At 53.4% G+C, this 17,715-nt stretch carries 17 protein-coding genes; 15 read left to right on the forward strand and 2 right to left on the reverse strand.

Features of this window, described 5'->3' with window-relative positions; all coding sequences use genetic code 11:
• Positions 1 to 3 precede the first annotated feature (3 nt).
• The 6 genes from lnt (at position 4) to rihA (ending at position 6,159) form a co-directional block, all read left to right on the forward strand.
• Entirely contained in the window at positions 4 to 1,542 is a 1,539-nt protein-coding gene (gene lnt, locus FDW97_RS10810) for an apolipoprotein N-acyltransferase (protein WP_038638779.1), read from the forward strand.
• A 357-nt stretch (positions 1,543 to 1,899) separates the two neighbouring features.
• A complete protein-coding gene (gene gltI / locus FDW97_RS10815) occupies positions 1,900 to 2,808 on the forward strand; it encodes a glutamate/aspartate ABC transporter substrate-binding protein GltI (RefSeq protein ID WP_003022762.1) in 909 nt (302 codons plus the stop codon).
• 159 nt (positions 2,809 to 2,967) lie between these two features.
• The gene (gene gltJ / locus FDW97_RS10820; RefSeq protein ID WP_038638776.1) at positions 2,968 to 3,708 is read left to right on the forward strand and encodes a glutamate/aspartate ABC transporter permease GltJ; all 741 of its coding nucleotides are present in this window, start codon (positions 2,968 to 2,970) and stop codon (positions 3,706 to 3,708) included.
• Entirely contained in the window at positions 3,708 to 4,382 is a 675-nt protein-coding gene (gltK, locus tag FDW97_RS10825; RefSeq protein WP_038638772.1) for a glutamate/aspartate ABC transporter permease GltK, read from the forward strand. Before gltJ ends, gltK begins: the two co-directional genes overlap by 1 nt.
• Positions 4,382 to 5,107, forward strand: a complete 726-nt coding sequence (gene gltL, locus FDW97_RS10830) for a glutamate/aspartate ABC transporter ATP-binding protein GltL (protein ID WP_000631392.1) — start codon at positions 4,382 to 4,384, stop codon at positions 5,105 to 5,107. Before gltK ends, gltL begins: the two co-directional genes overlap by 1 nt.
• A 116-nt stretch (positions 5,108 to 5,223) precedes the next feature.
• Positions 5,224 to 6,159: a pyrimidine-specific ribonucleoside hydrolase RihA gene (gene rihA / locus FDW97_RS10835; protein WP_085047514.1), complete on the forward strand. Its 936-nt coding sequence runs from the start codon at positions 5,224 to 5,226 to the stop codon at positions 6,157 to 6,159.
• A gap of 96 nt (positions 6,160 to 6,255) precedes the next feature.
• Here the strand turns inward: rihA and FDW97_RS10840 are convergent, their stop codons facing one another.
• Positions 6,256 to 6,738, reverse strand: a complete 483-nt coding sequence (locus FDW97_RS10840) for a zinc ribbon-containing protein (RefSeq protein ID WP_006685521.1) — start codon at positions 6,736 to 6,738, stop codon at positions 6,256 to 6,258.
• Positions 6,739 to 6,973: 235 nt separating this feature from the next.
• On the opposite strand from FDW97_RS10840, the gene leuS reads away from it, so the two are divergent.
• Genes leuS through nadD form a run of 4 tightly spaced genes read left to right on the forward strand, consistent with a single transcriptional unit; the run spans position 6,974 to position 11,838 of the window.
• Positions 6,974 to 9,556: a leucine--tRNA ligase gene (gene leuS, locus FDW97_RS10845; protein ID WP_110498575.1), complete on the forward strand. Its 2,583-nt coding sequence runs from the start codon at positions 6,974 to 6,976 to the stop codon at positions 9,554 to 9,556.
• Between the two features lie 14 nt (positions 9,557 to 9,570).
• Complete coding sequence (gene lptE / locus FDW97_RS10850; RefSeq protein WP_137351034.1) at positions 9,571 to 10,164, forward strand: LPS assembly lipoprotein LptE; 594 nt, start codon at positions 9,571 to 9,573, stop codon at positions 10,162 to 10,164.
• A complete protein-coding gene (gene holA, locus FDW97_RS10855) occupies positions 10,164 to 11,195 on the forward strand; it encodes a DNA polymerase III subunit delta (protein ID WP_069323158.1) in 1,032 nt (343 codons plus the stop codon). The genes lptE and holA overlap by 1 nt, the downstream gene beginning before the upstream one ends.
• A gap of 1 nt (position 11,196) precedes the next feature.
• Positions 11,197 to 11,838, forward strand: coding sequence for a nicotinate-nucleotide adenylyltransferase (gene nadD / locus FDW97_RS10860; RefSeq protein WP_087857163.1), 642 nt, complete (start codon positions 11,197 to 11,199; stop codon positions 11,836 to 11,838).
• On the opposite strand, the gene cobD is transcribed toward nadD, so the two are convergent.
• The gene (gene cobD / locus FDW97_RS10865) at positions 11,813 to 12,907 is read right to left on the reverse strand and encodes a threonine-phosphate decarboxylase CobD (protein WP_137351035.1); all 1,095 of its coding nucleotides are present in this window, start codon (positions 12,905 to 12,907) and stop codon (positions 11,813 to 11,815) included. The genes nadD and cobD overlap by 26 nt on opposite strands.
• 96 nt (positions 12,908 to 13,003) lie before the next feature.
• On the opposite strand from cobD, the gene FDW97_RS10870 reads away from it, so the two are divergent.
• From FDW97_RS10870 to mrdB, 5 genes are all read left to right on the forward strand, one after another.
• The gene (locus tag FDW97_RS10870; protein WP_085047519.1) at positions 13,004 to 13,615 is read left to right on the forward strand and encodes an adenosylcobalamin/alpha-ribazole phosphatase; all 612 of its coding nucleotides are present in this window, start codon (positions 13,004 to 13,006) and stop codon (positions 13,613 to 13,615) included.
• Positions 13,616 to 13,869: 254 nt separating this feature from the next.
• Positions 13,870 to 14,187 carry a ribosome silencing factor gene (rsfS, locus tag FDW97_RS10875; protein WP_003022728.1) on the forward strand — a complete coding sequence of 106 codons (318 nt, stop codon included), beginning with the start codon at positions 13,870 to 13,872 and terminating at the stop codon, positions 14,185 to 14,187.
• 3 nt (positions 14,188 to 14,190) lie between these two features.
• Positions 14,191 to 14,658 (forward strand): 23S rRNA (pseudouridine(1915)-N(3))-methyltransferase RlmH, encoded by a 468-nt coding sequence (gene rlmH, locus FDW97_RS10880; protein WP_003022725.1) that lies wholly within the window; start codon positions 14,191 to 14,193, stop codon positions 14,656 to 14,658.
• Between the two features lie 30 nt (positions 14,659 to 14,688).
• Positions 14,689 to 16,590, forward strand: coding sequence for a peptidoglycan DD-transpeptidase MrdA (gene mrdA, locus FDW97_RS10885; RefSeq protein WP_006685528.1), 1,902 nt, complete (start codon positions 14,689 to 14,691; stop codon positions 16,588 to 16,590).
• Positions 16,591 to 16,592: 2 nt separating this feature from the next.
• Positions 16,593 to 17,705: a peptidoglycan glycosyltransferase MrdB gene (mrdB, locus tag FDW97_RS10890; protein ID WP_006685529.1), complete on the forward strand. Its 1,113-nt coding sequence runs from the start codon at positions 16,593 to 16,595 to the stop codon at positions 17,703 to 17,705.
• The last annotated feature ends 10 nt before the right edge of the window (positions 17,706 to 17,715 follow it).

Raw genomic sequence — 17,715 nt, forward strand, 5'->3', positions numbered from 1 at the left:
TACATGGCATTTGCCTCACTAATTGAACGCCAGCGCATTCGCCTGCTGCTGGCGTTATTATTCGGTGCCTGCGGGACGCTGGCTTTCTCTCCGTATGACATCTGGCCAGCGGCGATCGTATCGCTGATGGGCCTGCAGGCTCTCACCCTCAACCGCCGTCCACTTCAGTCAGCCGCTATCGGCTACTTCTGGGGCCTGGGATTGTTTGGCTCCGGCATTAACTGGGTCTACGTCAGCATCGCGCAGTTTGGCGGTATGCCAGGTCCGGTTAACGTTTTCCTTGTGGTACTGCTTGCCGCCTACCTTTCACTCTATACCGGTCTGTTTGCTGGCGTGTTGTCACGCCTGTGGCCGAAAACAACCTGGCTACGCGTCGCCATTGCCGCGCCGGTTGTCTGGCAGATAACCGAGTTCCTGCGCGGCTGGGTCCTGACCGGCTTTCCGTGGCTGCAGTTTGGTTATAGCCAGATTGATGGCCCGTTAAAAGGGCTGGCGCCGGTGATGGGCGTTGAAGCGATTAACTTCCTGCTGATGATGGTCAGCGGCCTGCTGGCGCTGGCGCTGGTGACGCGCAACTGGAAACCGCTGATTGCTGGCGTGGTGCTTTTCGCTCTGCCCTTCCCGCTGCGCTATATCCAGTGGTATACGCTTGAGCCGGAAAAAACAACTCAGGTTTCGATGGTACAAGGTGACATTCCACAGTCACTCAAATGGGATGAGGGTCAGCTACTTAATACGCTGAAAATTTATCTCGACGCCACCCAGCCTGAAATGGGCAAATCACAGCTGATCATCTGGCCGGAGTCCGCTATCCCGGACCTGGAAATTAACCAGCAGCGTTTTTTGAGCATGATGGATGACCTGCTGAAATCGAAAAACAGCACGTTGATTACCGGTATCGTAGACGCGCGGCTGAATAAGCAGAACCGTTACGACACCTACAACACCATCATCACGTTGGGTAAAGACAGTCCGTACAGCTACGACTCCAGCAACCGCTACAACAAAAACCATCTGGTACCGTTTGGCGAGTTTGTTCCGCTGGAATCGATCCTGCGCCCGTTAGCGCCGTTCTTTGACCTGCCTATGTCGTCGTTCAGCCGCGGGCCGTATGTGCAGCCACAGCTGCATGCGCACGGCTTTAAGCTGACCGCAGCTATCTGCTACGAAATCATTCTTGGCGAACAGGTTCGCGATAACTTCCGCCCGGATACGGACTATCTGCTCACCATCTCTAACGATGCGTGGTTTGGTAAGTCTATCGGCCCGTGGCAGCACTTCCAGATGGCGCGTATGCGTTCCCTGGAACTGGCGCGCCCGCTGCTGCGTAGCACCAACAACGGTATTACGGCGGTGATTGGTCCACAGGGTGAGATTCAGGCGATGATCCCGCAGTTTACCCGCCAGGTTCTGACCACCAGCGTAACGCCAACCACGGGCTTAACCCCGTATGCCCGTACCGGTAACTGGCCGCTATGGCTGCTTACCGCACTGTTTGGCTTTGGCGCGCTGGTAATGAGCCTGCGCCAGCGTCGTAAATAACCTTCCTTCCCCGGGCCGGATAACGATGTGTTTATCCGGCCGACAAACTCCCTACCTTGCCCATTCTGGCACGTCTATTGCTTTGTTATACAAGGCAAACGCAGTTTTGGCTGAATGTGCAACCTGGTCGCACCAAAGTTGATCTTTGGTAGCACCTGAAACGTGCAACAAGATATTTTTGCCCCCAAATGGTGCGGCGCACTTCGCAAAAATAAACAATAACACAGCAAATTCTTTACATTCATCCAAACTAAATGTTAACAAACATATACAAGACTGCACGTTTAAGTAGTAAACAATAACAACATCACAATGGGTATCAATGCGTCCCTGGCGCAGACGATAAAGGAGTTGGATATGCAATTACGTAAGCTCGCCACTGCCATGCTGGTCATGGGAATGTCCGCCGGTCTGGCGCACGCAGAAGATGCGGCACCAGCGGCAGGCAGCACGCTGGACAAGATCGCCAAAAATGGCGTTATCGTTGTCGGTCACCGTGAATCATCGGTACCGTTTTCTTACTACGATAATCAGCAAAAAGTGGTCGGTTATTCACAGGATTACTCCAACGCCATCGTTGAAGCCGTGAAGAAAAAACTCAACAAGCCTGACCTGCAGGTAAAACTGATCCCGATTACCTCACAGAACCGTATCCCGCTGCTGCAAAACGGTACCTTCGACTTTGAATGTGGTTCCACCACCAACAACGTCGAGCGTCAAAAACAAGCGGCATTCTCTGACACCATTTTCGTTGTCGGCACCCGTCTGCTGGCGAAAAAAGGCGGCGATGTCAAAGATTTCGCTGACCTGAAAGGCAAAGCAGTGGTCGTGACTTCGGGTACCACCTCAGAAGTGCTGCTACACAAGCTGAACGAAGAACAAAAAATGGACATGCGCATCATCAGCGCGAAAGACCACGGTGACTCTTTCCGTACTCTGGAAAGCGGTCGCGCCGTTGCCTTTATGATGGATGACGCCCTGCTGGCTGGCGAACGCGCGAAGGCGAAGAAACCAGACAACTGGGAGATCGTCGGCAAGCCGCAGTCTCAGGAAGCCTACGGCTGCATGTTGCGTAAAGATGACCCTGAGTTCAAAAAACTAATGGACGACACGATCGCCAAGGCGCAGACCTCAGGCGAAGCGGAAAAATGGTTTGATAAGTGGTTTAAAAACCCAATTCCACCGAAGAACCTGAACATGAATTTCGAACTATCAGATGAGATGAAAGCTCTGTTCAAAGAACCGAATGATAAAGCGCTTAACTAACTAAAATAAATGGGAGGCTTCCCCTCCCTCTCGATTGCTACTCGGCACGGACAGACTATAAGCCTGATGGTCGTTCCCCATCAGGCCTGAAAACCGCAAAACGCTGAATAACAATCTTCGAGGGTAGCGCTGCTACCCTTTTTTTTCTGGAGTAGATTTATGTCTATAGACTGGAACTGGGGCATTTTTTTACAACAAGCCCCGTTCGGCAACACCACCTATCTCGGCTGGCTCTGGAGTGGTTTCCAGGTCACGGTCGCGTTATCCATTACGGCCTGGATTATCGCTTTCCTCATCGGTTCTTTATTCGGCATTTTACGTACAGTTCCCAACCGCTTCCTTGCCGGGATCGGCACGCTGTACGTTGAGCTGTTTCGTAACGTTCCGCTCATTGTCCAATTTTTTACCTGGTATCTGGTCATTCCTGAACTGTTACCGGAAAACATTGGTATGTGGTTCAAGTCGGAACTGGATCCCAATATTCAGTTCTTCCTTTCATCCATGCTTTGTCTGGGGCTGTTTACCGCTGCGCGCGTCTGCGAGCAGGTTCGCGCTGCTATTCAGTCTCTGCCTCGTGGACAGAAAAACGCTGCGCTGGCGATGGGGCTGACGTTGCCGCAGGCTTATCGTTATGTTCTGCTGCCAAACGCTTACCGCGTGATTGTTCCGCCAATGACCTCAGAGATGATGAACCTGGTGAAGAACTCCGCGATCGCTTCTACTATCGGCCTGGTCGATATGGCGGCGCAGGCGGGGAAACTGCTGGATTACTCCGCCCACGCCTGGGAATCGTTTACGGCCATTACTCTGGCCTACGTGCTGATTAACGCTGTCATCATGCTGGTGATGAATCTCGTCGAACGCAAGATCCGCCTGCCGGGCAATATGGGAGGCAAATAATGTACGAATTTGACTGGAGTTCTATTGTCCCTTCCCTGCCGTATCTGCTGGATGGGCTGATGATCACGCTGAAAATTACCGTCACGGCGGTCGTCATTGGTATCGTATGGGGAACTATCCTGGCCGTCATGCGTCTGTCCAGCTTCGCGCCGATTGCCTGGTTTGCGAAAGGCTACGTCAACGTATTCCGTTCCATTCCACTGGTGATGGTACTGCTGTGGTTCTACTTGATTGTGCCCGGCTTCCTGCAAAACGTATTGGGTTTGTCGCCAAAGACCGATATTCGCCTGATCTCGGCGATGGTCGCGTTTTCAATGTTTGAAGCCGCGTACTACTCAGAGATTATCCGGGCAGGGATCCAGAGTATTTCTCGCGGGCAGTCCAGCGCCGCGCTGGCGCTGGGGATGACCCACTGGCAGTCGATGAAGCTCATTATTCTGCCGCAGGCCTTCCGCGCGATGGTGCCGCTGCTGCTTACCCAGGGTATCGTACTCTTCCAGGATACCTCGCTGGTCTATGTATTAAGTCTGGCAGACTTCTTCCGTACCGCCTCCACCATTGGCGAGCGTGACGGCACGCAGGTTGAAATGATCCTGTTTGCTGGCGCCGTTTATTTTGTATTCAGTCTGAGCGCATCGTTGTTGGTCAGCTATTTGAAGAAAAGGACAGTTTAATGATTACCCTGAAAAATGTTTCTAAATGGTATGGTCACTTTCAGGTGCTGACCGACTGCTCTACGGAAGTGAAAAAAGGTGAAGTGGTCGTGGTCTGCGGTCCTTCAGGTTCCGGTAAATCCACGCTTATCAAAACCGTGAACGGTCTGGAGCCGGTACAACAGGGCGTCATCACGGTTGATGGCACCGTGGTGAACGACAAAAAAACCGATCTGGCCAAACTGCGCTCCCGTGTGGGCATGGTGTTCCAGCACTTTGAACTGTTTCCACATCTGTCGATCATTGAAAACCTGACGCTGGCGCAGGTAAAAGTGCTGAAACGCGATAAAGCGCCTGCCCGCGCAAAAGCGCAGAAGCTTCTGGAGCGTGTCGGTCTGGCGGCCCATGCCGAAAAGTTTCCGGCTCAGCTCTCCGGGGGACAGCAACAACGTGTCGCCATCGCCCGGGCGCTGTGCATGGATCCCATCGCTATGCTGTTTGACGAACCGACATCTGCGCTTGACCCTGAAATGATCAACGAAGTGCTGGACGTTATGGTTGAACTGGCCAATGAAGGGATGACCATGATGGTGGTTACCCACGAAATGGGCTTTGCGCGGAAAGTGGCGAACCGGGTGATCTTCATGGATGAAGGGAAAATTGTTGAAGACTCACCGAAAGAAGAGTTCTTCGCCAATCCGAAATCGGACCGCGCCAAAGACTTCCTCGCGAAAATCCTGCACTAATCTTGCTGGCGCGCACCGCTATGTGCGCGCCACCTCACGCTTTATCTCTTCACTCCTCGAAACAGGTACAGCCCAGCGTTAACCTTGTCACAAAGTCCCACTTACAAGGAGCAACAATGGCACTTCCTATCCTGTTTGATTGCGATCCAGGTCATGACGACGCTATCGCAATTGTTCTCGCCCTCGCCTCACCTGAACTGGATGTGAAAGCAATCACCTCTTCTGCCGGCAACCAGACGCCCGACAAAACGCTACGTAACGTATTACGCATGTTAACGTTACTCAACCGTACGGATATCCCTGTAGCCGGCGGAGCCGTAAAACCGCTGATGCGCGATCTGATTATTGCCGATAACGTCCACGGTGAGAGTGGGCTGGATGGCCCGGCATTGCCGGAACCCGCTTTCGCTCCTCTGGACTGTACCGCCGTAGAACTGATGGCGAAAACCCTGCATGACAGCCCGGAACCGGTCACGATTGTCTCCACCGGGCCGCAAACTAACGTGGCATTGCTTCTGAACAGCCATCCTGAGCTGCACGCCAAAATCGCCCGTATCGTGATTATGGGCGGTGCGATGGGCCTCGGGAACTGGACGCCCGCGGCGGAATTCAATATCTATGTCGATCCTGAAGCCGCTGAGATCGTATTCCAGTCGGGTATCCCTGTGGTGATGGCAGGTCTGGACGTCACGCATAAAGCGCAAATACATCGTGAAGATACCGAGCGATTCCGCGCTATCGGCAACCCTGTTTCGACGATCGTGGCTGAACTACTCGACTTTTTCTTTGAATATCATAAAGACGAAAAATGGGGATTCATCGGCGCGCCGCTGCACGACCCGTGTACCATTGCCTGGCTGCTGAAACCTGAACTGTTTACTACCGTTGAACGTTGGGTTGGCGTGGAAACGCAGGGCAAATATACCCAGGGGATGACGGTGGTGGACTACTATTTCCTGAGCGGCAATAAACCTAACGCAACCGTGATGGTGGACGTTGATCGCCAGGGGTTTGTCGATTTGCTGGCAGAACGGCTGAAGTTTTACGCCTAATACACGCCGGATGGCGCTAACGCTTATCCGGCCTACAAAATCGTGCAGTTTGTAGGCCGGATAAGACGCTTCGCGTCGCCATCCGGCAATAAGCGATCACGGCTCAAACGGTCTACGCTGAAACTGGTCATGGCCGCATTTCGGGCACAGCGGCAGTACATCCGGGGTGTATACCGCTAAATGGAAGTGGCACTTCTCGCAGACCAGATTGCCCAGGCCGACCACCTCGCCGCTGTGATAAACCCCATGATGGCTAAGATCCTGGAACACTTCGCGCCATTCGAGCTGCGTTTTATCAGTAATATCGGCCAGTTCCTGCCAGATGCTCTCTTTGATAACCCGCATAAAGACGCTATCAGTCTCTTCATCGAGACTCTCTTCATAACTCAACGCAAACTCTTCCAGGTCGCGTCTGACGGCCCGGGTGACCTCTTCCACCTCGGTTCGCGTTAACTCCCCGGTCTGCATAACTCGCTGACGCGCCTGCTCCACCAGCGCATCAATATCGCGTTCGCCGTTACGCAGGCGTTCGCTCAGTGAAGCCACCAGTTCACGGTAATATTGAGCAACCTTGTTCATCACTTCACCTCCTGGGTCGTTAACTGTCTATAATAATAGACGTTATTTACGCTACGCTTTGCAAGACTGTCCACAGAGTGTGTAAATTCGTGCAAGAATTATCCTTGCGGGAATTCAACGCTGAATGCGCGAAAGGCTGTTTTGGCGCGGGCGTTTGGGCTATGCTATGCGGATCTGAAACACCACATCTAGAGCTACGTTTGTAGCTGTATTGAAAACAGGACCACTGGCTGCCATGCAAGAGCAATACCGCCCGGAAGAGATAGAATCCAAAGTACAGCTTCACTGGGATGAGAAGCGCACATTTGAAGTGACCGAAGACGAGAGCAAAGAGAAGTATTACTGCCTGTCTATGCTTCCCTATCCTTCTGGTCGACTACACATGGGCCACGTACGTAACTACACCATCGGTGACGTGATCGCCCGCTACCAGCGTATGCTGGGCAAAAACGTACTGCAGCCCATTGGCTGGGATGCGTTCGGTCTGCCTGCGGAAGGCGCTGCGGTTAAAAACAACACCGCTCCGGCACCGTGGACGTACGACAACATCGCCTACATGAAAAACCAGCTCAAAATGCTGGGCTTTGGTTATGACTGGAGCCGCGAGCTGGCGACCTGCACCCCGGAATACTACCGTTGGGAACAGAAGTTCTTCACCGAGCTGTATAAAAAAGGCCTGGTATATAAGAAAACCTCTGCAGTCAACTGGTGCCCGAACGATCAGACCGTTCTTGCCAACGAGCAGGTTATCGACGGCTGCTGCTGGCGTTGCGATACCAAAGTTGAGCGTAAAGAGATCCCGCAGTGGTTCATTAAAATCACCGCTTACGCTGACGAACTGCTGCGCGATCTGGATAACCTGGATCACTGGCCGGACACCGTTAAGACTATGCAGCGCAACTGGATCGGTCGTTCTGAAGGTGTGGAAATCACCTTCGACGTGAACGGTTACGACAACACGCTGACCGTCTATACCACCCGTCCGGACACCTTTATGGGTGCGACCTACCTGGCCGTTGCCGCAGGTCATCCGCTGGCGCAGAAAGCCGCCGCGAACAACCCTGAACTGGCCGCCTTCATTGACGAATGCCGCAACACCAAGGTTGCTGAAGCCGAAATGGCGACCATGGAGAAGAAAGGCGTCGATACTGGCTTTAAAGCCGTTCACCCGCTGACTGGCGAAGAGATCCCGGTTTGGGCGGCAAACTTTGTCCTGATGGAATACGGCACTGGCGCAGTGATGGCCGTTCCGGGTCACGATCAGCGCGACTACGAATTTGCCACCAAATATGGCCTGACCATCAAGCCGGTCATTCTGACCGCCGAAGGCGCAGAGCCGGATCTGTCGGAACAAGCTCTGACCGAAAAAGGCGTGCTGTTTAACTCCGGTGAGTTCGATGGCCTCGACTTCGAAGCTGCCTTCAACGCCATTGCTGACAAGCTGGTCGCAAAAGGCGTGGGTGAGCGTAAAGTTAACTATCGTCTGCGCGACTGGGGCGTTTCCCGTCAGCGTTACTGGGGCGCGCCGATTCCGATGGTGACGCTGGAAGACGGTACCGTGCTGCCGACACCAGAAGATCAACTGCCGGTTATTCTGCCGGAAGACGTGGTCATGGACGGTATCACCAGTCCGATCAAAGCCGATCCTGAGTGGGCGAAAACCACCATTAACGGCATGCCTGCGCTGCGTGAGACCGACACCTTCGATACCTTTATGGAGTCCTCCTGGTACTACGCGCGTTATACCTGCCCGCAGTACAACGAAGGCATGCTGGATCCAGAGGCCGCTAACTACTGGCTGCCAGTTGATATCTACATTGGCGGTATCGAACACGCCATCATGCACCTGCTCTACTTCCGCTTCTTCCATAAGCTGATGCGCGACGCGGGCATGGTGAACTCTGACGAACCGGCTAAACAACTGTTGTGTCAGGGCATGGTGCTGGCAGATGCGTTCTATTACGTCGGCGCTAACGGCGAGCGTAACTGGGTTTCTCCGGTTGATGCCATCGTTGAACGCGACGAAAAAGGTCGTATCGTGAAGGCGAAGGACGCCGAAGGTCATGAACTGGTGTATACCGGCATGAGCAAGATGTCCAAGTCCAAAAACAACGGCATCGACCCGCAGGTGATGGTTGAACGTTACGGCGCGGACACCGTGCGTCTGTTTATGATGTTCGCCTCTCCGGCTGACATGACCCTGGAATGGCAGGAATCCGGCGTTGAAGGGGCTAACCGCTTCCTGAAACGTGTCTGGAAACTGGTTTACGAGCATACTTCTAAAGGTGATGTTGCTGCCCTGAACGTTGCTGCTCTGAGCGAAGATCAAAAAGCGCTGCGTCGCGACGTACACAAAACTATCGCTAAAGTCACCGATGATATCGGTCGTCGTCAGACCTTTAACACCGCAATTGCGGCGATTATGGAACTGATGAACAAGCTGGCGAAAGCGCCGCAGGAAGACGAGCAGGACCGCGCCCTGATGCAGGAAGCGTTGCTGGCCGTTGTGCGTATGCTTAACCCGTTCACCCCACACGTTTGCTTCACCCTGTGGCAGGCGCTGAAAGGCGAAGGCGATATCGATAACGCACCGTGGCCAGTAGCTGACGAAAGCGCTATGGTTGAAGACTCAACGCTGGTTGTCGTTCAGGTTAACGGTAAAGTACGTGGCAAAATCACCGTTCCGGTAAACGCCACCGAAGAACAGGTTCGTGAACGTGCTGGCCAGGAACACCTGGTGGCAAAATATCTTGATGGCGTTACCGTGCGTAAAGTGATTTACGTACCGGGTAAACTCCTCAATCTGGTCGTTGGCTAAGCGCGGGAGGAAGCGTGCGACTTCTGACAACATTGTTGTTATCTCTGGCGGTGCTGGTCACCGCCGGGTGTGGTTGGCATCTGCGTAGTACTACGCAGGTTCCACCCTCAATGAAAACCATGATCCTGAACTCTGGCGATCCGAATGGCCCATTAAGCCGCGCGGTGCGTAATCAGCTGCGTCTGAACGGCGTTACGCTGCTTGAAGACGGTACCATGCGCAAAGATGTGACGTCCTTACGCCTTGGCGCGGTCAGCCTATCACAGGATACAGCGTCGGTATTCCAGAATGGTCAAACGGCTGAATACCAGATGGTGATGTCCGTAAGCGCTACCGTACTGATTCCGGGACATGATATTTACCCCATCAGCGCCAAAGTTTATCGTTCGTTCTTTGACAACCCACAGGCTGCACTGGCGAAGGATAACGAGCAGGACATGATCATCAAAGAGATGTACGACAAAGCGGCAGAACAGTTGATTCGTAAGCTGCCAAGCGTACATTTGGCCGATACTCAGTCATCCAGTGTGGATGCTGAGCCAGCAGCGACGAAACCTGCAGCGCCTGCGTCATCTCCGGCGCGTGTTTCCACCACGCTGGGTAACTGATGCTCAAGCTGTACCCTGAACAACTCCGCGCACAGCTCAATGAAGGGCTGCGCGCGGCGTATTTACTACTGGGCAACGATCCCCTTTTATTGCAGGAAAGCCAGGATGCCATCCGTCTGGCTGCCGCAACGCAAGGATTCGAAGAACACCACGCTTTTACTCTGGACACCAGCACCGACTGGGGAGAAATATTTTCACTCTGCCAGGCGATGAGCCTGTTTGCCAGCCGTCAAACGCTACTCCTGCAGTTGCCTGAAAATGGCCCCAATGCCGCCATTAACGAACAACTCGCTTCGCTCATCACTCTGCTTCATGACGATCTGCTGCTGATTGTTCGCGGCAACAAACTGACTAAGGCGCAGGAAAACGGCGCATGGTATACCGGGTTGGCGAATAACGCGGTTCAGGTTAGCTGCCAGACGCCGGAACAAGCACAGCTCCCACGCTGGGTTGCCGCGAGAGCGAAACTTAACAACCTGCAACTGGATGACGCAGCCAATCAGCTATTATGCTATTGCTATGAAGGTAACCTGTTAGCACTGGCGCAAGCACTTGAGCGGTTAGCGTTGCTGTGGCCTGATGGCAAACTCACGCTGCCTCGCGTAGAGAAAGCCGTTAACGATGCCGCGCACTTTACCCCATTCCACTGGGTGGATGCGCTGCTGATGGGCAAAAGCAAGCGCGCACTGCACATCCTGCAACAGTTACGCCTTGAGGGCAGCGAGCCGGTTATTTTACTGCGTACGATACAGCGCGAATTGCTGTTGCTGGTCAACCTGAAACGGCAGTCGGCCCATACGCCCTTACGCACGTTGTTTGATAAACATCGTGTGTGGCAAAATCGCCGTGGCATGATGGGAGACGCGCTTAACCGGCTAAATCCGGCACAGCTGCGTCAGGCCGTGACGCTGTTAACGCGTACGGAAATTACGCTTAAACAAGACTATGGTCAGTCAGTGTGGGCGGAACTTGAGGGACTTTCCCTTTTGCTCTGCCATAAATCGCTGGCCGATGTTTTTATTGATGGTTGATATGAAATCATTGCAGGCTCTGTTCGGCGGCACCTTTGATCCGGTGCATTATGGTCATCTTAAACCGGTTGAAATTCTGGCTAATCTGATTGGCCTTTCCCGGGTCATCATCATGCCCAATAACGTGCCGCCACATCGCGCGCAACCCGAAGCGTCCGGCGAACAACGTAAGCGCATGGTTGAACTGGCCATTGCTGATAAGCCACTGTTTTCTCTGGATGAACGCGAACTCAAACGCGATACCGCCTCCTACACCGCGCAAACGCTACAAGAGTGGCGTGAAGAGCAAGGTCCGGACGTGCCGTTAGCGTTTATTATTGGTCAGGACTCGCTGCTAACCTTTCCGTCCTGGCATGACTACGACACGATTTTGGGTAACACGCATCTTATTGTGTGCCGACGCCCGGGCTACCCACTCGAGATGGCGCAGGAAAAGCACCAGCAGTGGCTGGAGGATCATCTGACCCATTCGCCGGAAGACCTGCACAACCTGCCCTGCGGGAAAATTTACCTGGCCGAAACGCCGTGGTTTAACATCTCCGCCACGCTGATCCGCGAGCGCCTGGAAAAAGGCGAGCCGTGCGACGACTTACTGCCGGGCGCTGTGCTTGACTATATCAATCAACAAGGGTTGTACCGCTAAGCGCCTTGCGTAATGCCGCCAGCAGTCGGTTATTCTCTTCCATGCTGCGAACGGCTACGCGATAATAGCGCGTATCCAGCCCCGGATAGTTAGCGCAACTGCGGATCAAAACATGTTGTTCGAGCATGGCGCGTTGCAGATCAACATCCGCCCGATCGCAGCGTAATAAACGATAATTTGCCCGGCCGGGATACACCGTCAGGCCGGACAGTTCTTGCAACTGTAGATCAAACCGCGCGCCCTCTTGCTCCAGCCATTTCCACGTCGCCTGCTGATAGGCGCTATCGCGTAAAATAATCTCGCCTGCAAGGGCAGCAAACGCATTAATTGACCACGGCATTTGTTGGCTACGCATCTGTGCAACGGCGTGCTGGTTACTGTTGACCAGATACCCCAAACGCAATCCCGGTATCGCATAGAATTTAGTCAACGAGCGCAGCACCCAAATATGTGGATTCCCGTGCAGCAGCGGGATAAATCCCGGCTCACCGGCAATAAAATCAATAAACGCTTCATCAAGGATCAGATTGATCCCAAGCCGCTCACAACGGGTGGCAATCTCACGTAGCAGGTGGTTATCTGGCAGTAAACCGGTAGGATTGTTAGGCGTACAGAGAAACAGGCAGTCCAGCTCAGAGGTTAACGCATCAAGAATCGCCTCGGTAAGTTGCCAGCCATCCTCTTCACGCAGCGCAAATTCATGAATCGCACACTCCCCCCATTGCAACGCCCGACGATATTCCGCAAATCCGGGCGTAACGATCATCGCATGACGTGGCTTAAGGCCATGCACCAGGGTAAAAATAGACTCGGTCTCGCCGTTTCCAGCCAGGATCCACGAGGCCGGGATCTGATGATGATGCGCCAGCGCCGCATGCAGTTGAGCGTAATCGACATCCGGGTAACGCTCCGCGCAGTCCAGATTGTCGATAATCGCGCGTTTTAAACTTACCGGCATACCCAGCGGGTTAATATTCGCGCTAAAATCCAGCAATTGTTCAGGCGAGATCCCCAACAATTCGGCGGCTTCTCGGGTATTACCACCATGCGCGCTCTTCAATAAAGACATCGTGCCGCTCCACGTAAAAAAGGGTATTTTAGTGAAAAAACTCTGCGCAATCAGGGCAAACATCATATTTTGTGCGAATAGCTTCACGAGGAAAACATGAGACTCTGGTTAGTACGGCATGGCGAAACCGACGCCAATGTCGCCGGATTATACAGCGGCCACGCCCCCACCTCGCTAACGGAGCGGGGGATCGCACAGGCGCAAACAGTGGGCAAGCTGTTACGCAATCTTCCTGTCGACAATGTTCTTTGCAGCGAACTCGAACGCGCCCGCCATACAACCCGGTTGATCTTAGGCGATCGCGACCTCCCTGTGCGCATTATGCCTGAACTGAATGAGATGTTTTTTGGTGACTGGGAAATGCGCCACCATCGCGATTTAGCGCGCGAAGACGCTGAAAATTACGCCTTATGGTGTAATGACTGGCAGAACGCAACGCCAACGAATGGCGAAGGCTTTCAGGCATTTTCTCAGCGGGTTGAACGCTTCATTGCCCAACTTGCCGATTATAAAGCGTGTCAAAACCTGCTGGTGGTGAGTCATCAGGGCGTGCTGAGCGTGTTGATCGCCCGCCTGCTGTCCATGCCGGCTGCGGCAATGTGGCATTTCCGCGTCGAACAAGGCTGCTGGAGCGCAATAGATTTATGTGACGATTTCGCGGTTTTGAAAGTGCTTAATAGCCGGGCCGTATGGCACGACGGGGAGTGAATGCGCGGTTTTTTCTGCCGAAGGGCCTCTCTCCCATTGACACCCCCTGACAGGCTGTTATCCTCCGCAACCTGACTTTTCCCGCCCTTCAGAGCTTTGCAGAAATTGTTTTACAAAAATGGCGATGCATTCTGTGGCGTGGGGTGGGATGATAGCGCACTTCAAAAGCGCTTTCGGAGACATTTGTCCCGATATCGCCTCTGGTTCAGGTATACTAACAGACGTTTTTAACTCTTTTCACCCAGGGGGAACACTTGCAGGGTAAAGCACTCCAGGATTTTGTAATCGACAAAATAGATGACCTGAAAGGTCAAGACATCATCGCCTTAGACGTTCAGGGTAAATCCAGTATCACTGATTGCATGATTATCTGCACCGGTACATCCAGCCGTCACGTTATGTCTATCGCAGATCACGTTGTTCAGGAGTCCCGCACTGCCGGCCTGCTGCCGCTCGGCGTGGAAGGCGAGAACGTCGCTGACTGGATCGTCGTTGACCTCGGCGATGTGATTGTCCACGTGATGCAGGAAGAAAGCCGTCGCCTGTATGAACTGGAAAAACTCTGGAGTTAATGCGTGAAGCTGCAACTTGTCGCTGTGGGTACGAAAATGCCTGACTGGGTACAAACCGGATTTACCGAATATCTGCGTCGGTTTCCGAAAGATATGCCCTTTGAGCTGATCGAAATCCCGGCAGGAAAACGCGGCAAGAACGCGGACATTAAACGCATTCTCGACAAAGAGGGTGAGCAGATGCTGGCCGCCGCAGGCAAAAACCGCATCGTCACCCTTGATATTCCGGGCAAACCCTGGGACACGCCGCAACTGGCGACCGAACTGGAGCGCTGGAAACTGGACGGTCGTGACGTCAGTCTGCTGATCGGCGGGCCGGAAGGTCTTTCTCCCGCCTGTAAAGCCGCGGCGGAACAAAGCTGGTCACTCTCTGCATTAACCCTACCTCACCCTCTTGTTCGGGTTCTGGTCGCAGAGAGTCTGTACAGGGCGTGGAGCATTACCACCAACCATCCTTATCACCGTGAGTGATCATTGATTCTTGAGTAGATTAAGCAGCGGATGAAACTACAGAATTCTTTTCGCGACTATTCGGCTGAGTCCGCGCTGTTTGTGCGCCGGGCGCTGGTCGCTTTTTTGGGGATTTTGCTGCTGACCGGCGTGCTGATCGCCAACCTGTATAATCTGCAAATCGTTCGCTTTACTGATTATCAGACCCGTTCGAACGAAAACCGCATTAAACTGGTACCCATTCCTCCCAGTCGCGGCATTATTTATGACCGCAACGGAATTCCGCTTGCCCTTAACCGCACCATTTATCAGATTGAAATGATGCCGGAGAAGGTAGACAACATTCAGGATACGCTCGACGCGCTGCGCAACGTCGTAGACCTGACGGATGACGATATTGCCGCGTTTAAAAAAGAGCGCGCCCGTTCACACCGCTTCACCTCTATTCCGGTAAAAACCAACCTGACGGAAGTTCAGGTCGCACGGTTTGCCGTAAATCAATATCGCTTTCCTGGCGTTGAAGTTAAAGGCTATAAACGCCGCTACTACCCTTACGGTTCCGCCCTGACCCACGTGATTGGCTACGTATCGAAGATCAACGATAAAGACGTGGACCGCCTGGACAAAGACGGCAAACTGGCTAACTACGCTGCGACGCATGATATTGGTAAGCTCGGTATTGAACGTTACTATGAAGACGTACTGCATGGGCAGACCGGCTATGAAGAAGTTGAAGTCAACAACCGCGGTCGTGTCATTCGTCAGTTGAAAGAGGTCGCGCCGCAGGCCGGGCATGATATTTACCTCACGTTGGATTTGAAGCTCCAGCAGTATATTGAAACGCTGCTGGCGGGTAGCCGCGCCGCCGTGGTGGTCACCGACCCGCGTACCGGTGGCGTTCTGGCGCTGGTTTCCATGCCAAGCTACGACCCGAACCTGTTTGTGGATGGCATCTCCAGTAAAGATTACTCCGGGTTGCTCAATGATCCGAATACCCCATTAGTTAACCGCGCCACGCAAGGCGTTTATCCTCCGGCGTCGACGGTTAAGCCTTACGTGGCGGTTTCTGCGTTAAGCGCGGGCGTCATCACCCGCAATACCGGTCTGTTCGATCCGGGCTGGTGGCAGTTACCCGGCTCTGAGAAACGTTACCGCGACTGGAAAAAATGGGGTCACGGCCACCTGAACATTACCCGCTCCCTGGAAGAGTCCGCGGATACGTTTTTCTATCAAATCGCCTATGATATGGGGATAGACCGGCTTTCCGAGTGGATGAGCAAGTTTGGTTATGGCCAATATACGGGTATCGATCTTGCCGAAGAACGTTCCGGGAACATGCCAACCCGTGAATGGAAGCAAAAACGGTTTAAAAAACCATGGTACCAGGGTGATACCATTCCGGTCGGCATCGGTCAGGGTTACTGGACGGCAACCCCTATCCAGATGAGTAAAGCGCTGATGATCCTTATCAACGACGGTTTGGTAAAAGTCCCGCATCTGCTGATGAGCACGGCAGAAAATGGCAAGCAAGTGCCATGGGTTCAGCCGCACGAACCGCCCGTGGGCGATATTCATTCCGGTTACTGGGAAATCGCCAAAGACGGTATGTACGGTGTCGCTAACCGCCCTAACGGGACTGCACATAAATATTTCGCTGGCGCGCCTTACAAAATTGCGGCGAAATCCGGTACCGCACAGGTCTTTGGCCTGAAAGCGAATGAAACCTATAACGCGCATAAGATCGCCGAACGTTTACGTGACCACAAGTTAATGACGGCCTTCGCACCCTATGATAAACCCCAGGTCGCTGTCGCCATGATCCTTGAAAACGGCGGCGCGGGTCCGGCTGTGGGGACGATTATGCGCCAGATCCTTGACCACATTATGTTGGGCGACAACAACACCAATCTGCCTGCGGAAAACCCAGCGGTTGCAGCAGCTGAGGACCAATAATCGTGACGGATAATCCGAACAAAAAAACATTTTGGGACAAAATCCACATCGATCCCACAATGTTGCTTATTTTGCTGGCTCTGCTGGTCTACAGCTCGCTGGTCATCTGGAGCGCCAGCGGCCAGGATATTGGCATGATGGAGCGTAAGGTCGGCCAGATCGCGATGGGTCTGGTCATCATGGTGGTGATGGCGCAAATTCCCCCCAGGGTTTATGAAGGTTGGGCGCCCTATCTCTATATCTTCTGTATCATTCTGTTGGTGGCGGTTGACGCCTTCGGCGCTATTTCCAAAGGCGCTCAGCGCTGGCTGGATTTGGGTATCGTGCGCTTTCAGCCTTCTGAAATCGCCAAGATTGCCGTGCCGCTGATGGTCGCGCGCTTCATCAACCGCGACGTCTGCCCGCCATCGCTAAAAAATACCGCGATTGCGCTGGTGCTGATTTTTATGCCCACGCTGCTGGTTGCCGCTCAGCCTGACCTCGGCACCTCAATTCTGGTTGCCCTTTCTGGTCTGTTTGTCCTGTTCCTTTCCGGTTTAAGCTGGCGTTTAATCGGTGTGGCAGTCGTTTTGGTCGCCGCGTTTATTCCGATACTGTGGTTCTTCCTGATGCATGACTACCAGCGTCAGCGCGTCATGATGTTACTTGATCCAGAAACCGATCCGCTGGGCGCGGGCTATCACATTATTCAGTCTAAAATTGCTATTGGTTCCGGCGGATTACGCGGTAAAGGCTGGCTGCACGGTACGCAGTCGCAGCTTGAGTTTTTACCCGAACGCCATACTGACTTTATCTTCGCCGTCTTAGCGGAAGAGCTGGGCCTGGTGGGGATCTTGATTTTGCTAACGCTGTACATTTTGCTGATTATGCGCGGGTTGTGGATCGCTGCTCGCGCACAAACCACCTTTGGTCGCGTCATGGCGGGTGGTTTAATGTTGATATTATTCGTTTATGTCTTCGTAAATATTGGTATGGTGAGCGGTATTCTACCTGTGGTTGGGGTTCCACTCCCATTGGTCAGTTACGGAGGCTCGGCACTGATCGTGCTGATGGCCGGGTTCGGGATTGTTATGTCGATCCACACCCATAGAAAAATGTTGTCGAAAAGCGTGTAAGGGGTACGCA

The organism is Citrobacter sp. wls708 (assembly GCF_005281255.1).
GTDB classification, from domain to species: domain Bacteria; phylum Pseudomonadota; class Gammaproteobacteria; order Enterobacterales; family Enterobacteriaceae; genus Citrobacter; species Citrobacter werkmanii.

Excerpts from the sequence above, each read along its gene's own strand:
- FDW97_RS10870 (WP_085047519.1), top strand. The coding sequence starts at position 13,004 with ATGAGACTCTGGTTAGTACGGCATGGCGAAACCGACGCCAATGTCGCC.
- gltL (WP_000631392.1), top strand. The coding sequence starts at position 4,382 with ATGATTACCCTGAAAAATGTTTCTAAATGGTATGGTCACTTTCAGGTG.
- gltJ (WP_038638776.1), top strand. The coding sequence starts at position 2,968 with ATGTCTATAGACTGGAACTGGGGCATTTTTTTACAACAAGCCCCGTTC.
- holA (WP_069323158.1), top strand. The coding sequence starts at position 10,164 with ATGCTCAAGCTGTACCCTGAACAACTCCGCGCACAGCTCAATGAAGGG.
- FDW97_RS10840 (WP_006685521.1), bottom strand. The coding sequence starts at position 6,738 with ATGAACAAGGTTGCTCAATATTACCGTGAACTGGTGGCTTCACTGAGC.
- gltK (WP_038638772.1), top strand. The coding sequence starts at position 3,708 with ATGTACGAATTTGACTGGAGTTCTATTGTCCCTTCCCTGCCGTATCTG.
- cobD (WP_137351035.1), bottom strand. The coding sequence starts at position 12,907 with ATGTCTTTATTGAAGAGCGCGCATGGTGGTAATACCCGAGAAGCCGCC.
- gltI (WP_003022762.1), top strand. The coding sequence starts at position 1,900 with ATGCAATTACGTAAGCTCGCCACTGCCATGCTGGTCATGGGAATGTCC.
- rihA (WP_085047514.1), top strand. The coding sequence starts at position 5,224 with ATGGCACTTCCTATCCTGTTTGATTGCGATCCAGGTCATGACGACGCT.
- mrdA (WP_006685528.1), top strand. The coding sequence starts at position 14,689 with ATGAAACTACAGAATTCTTTTCGCGACTATTCGGCTGAGTCCGCGCTG.
- lnt (WP_038638779.1), top strand. The coding sequence starts at position 4 with ATGGCATTTGCCTCACTAATTGAACGCCAGCGCATTCGCCTGCTGCTG.
- nadD (WP_087857163.1), top strand. The coding sequence starts at position 11,197 with ATGAAATCATTGCAGGCTCTGTTCGGCGGCACCTTTGATCCGGTGCAT.
- leuS (WP_110498575.1), top strand. The coding sequence starts at position 6,974 with ATGCAAGAGCAATACCGCCCGGAAGAGATAGAATCCAAAGTACAGCTT.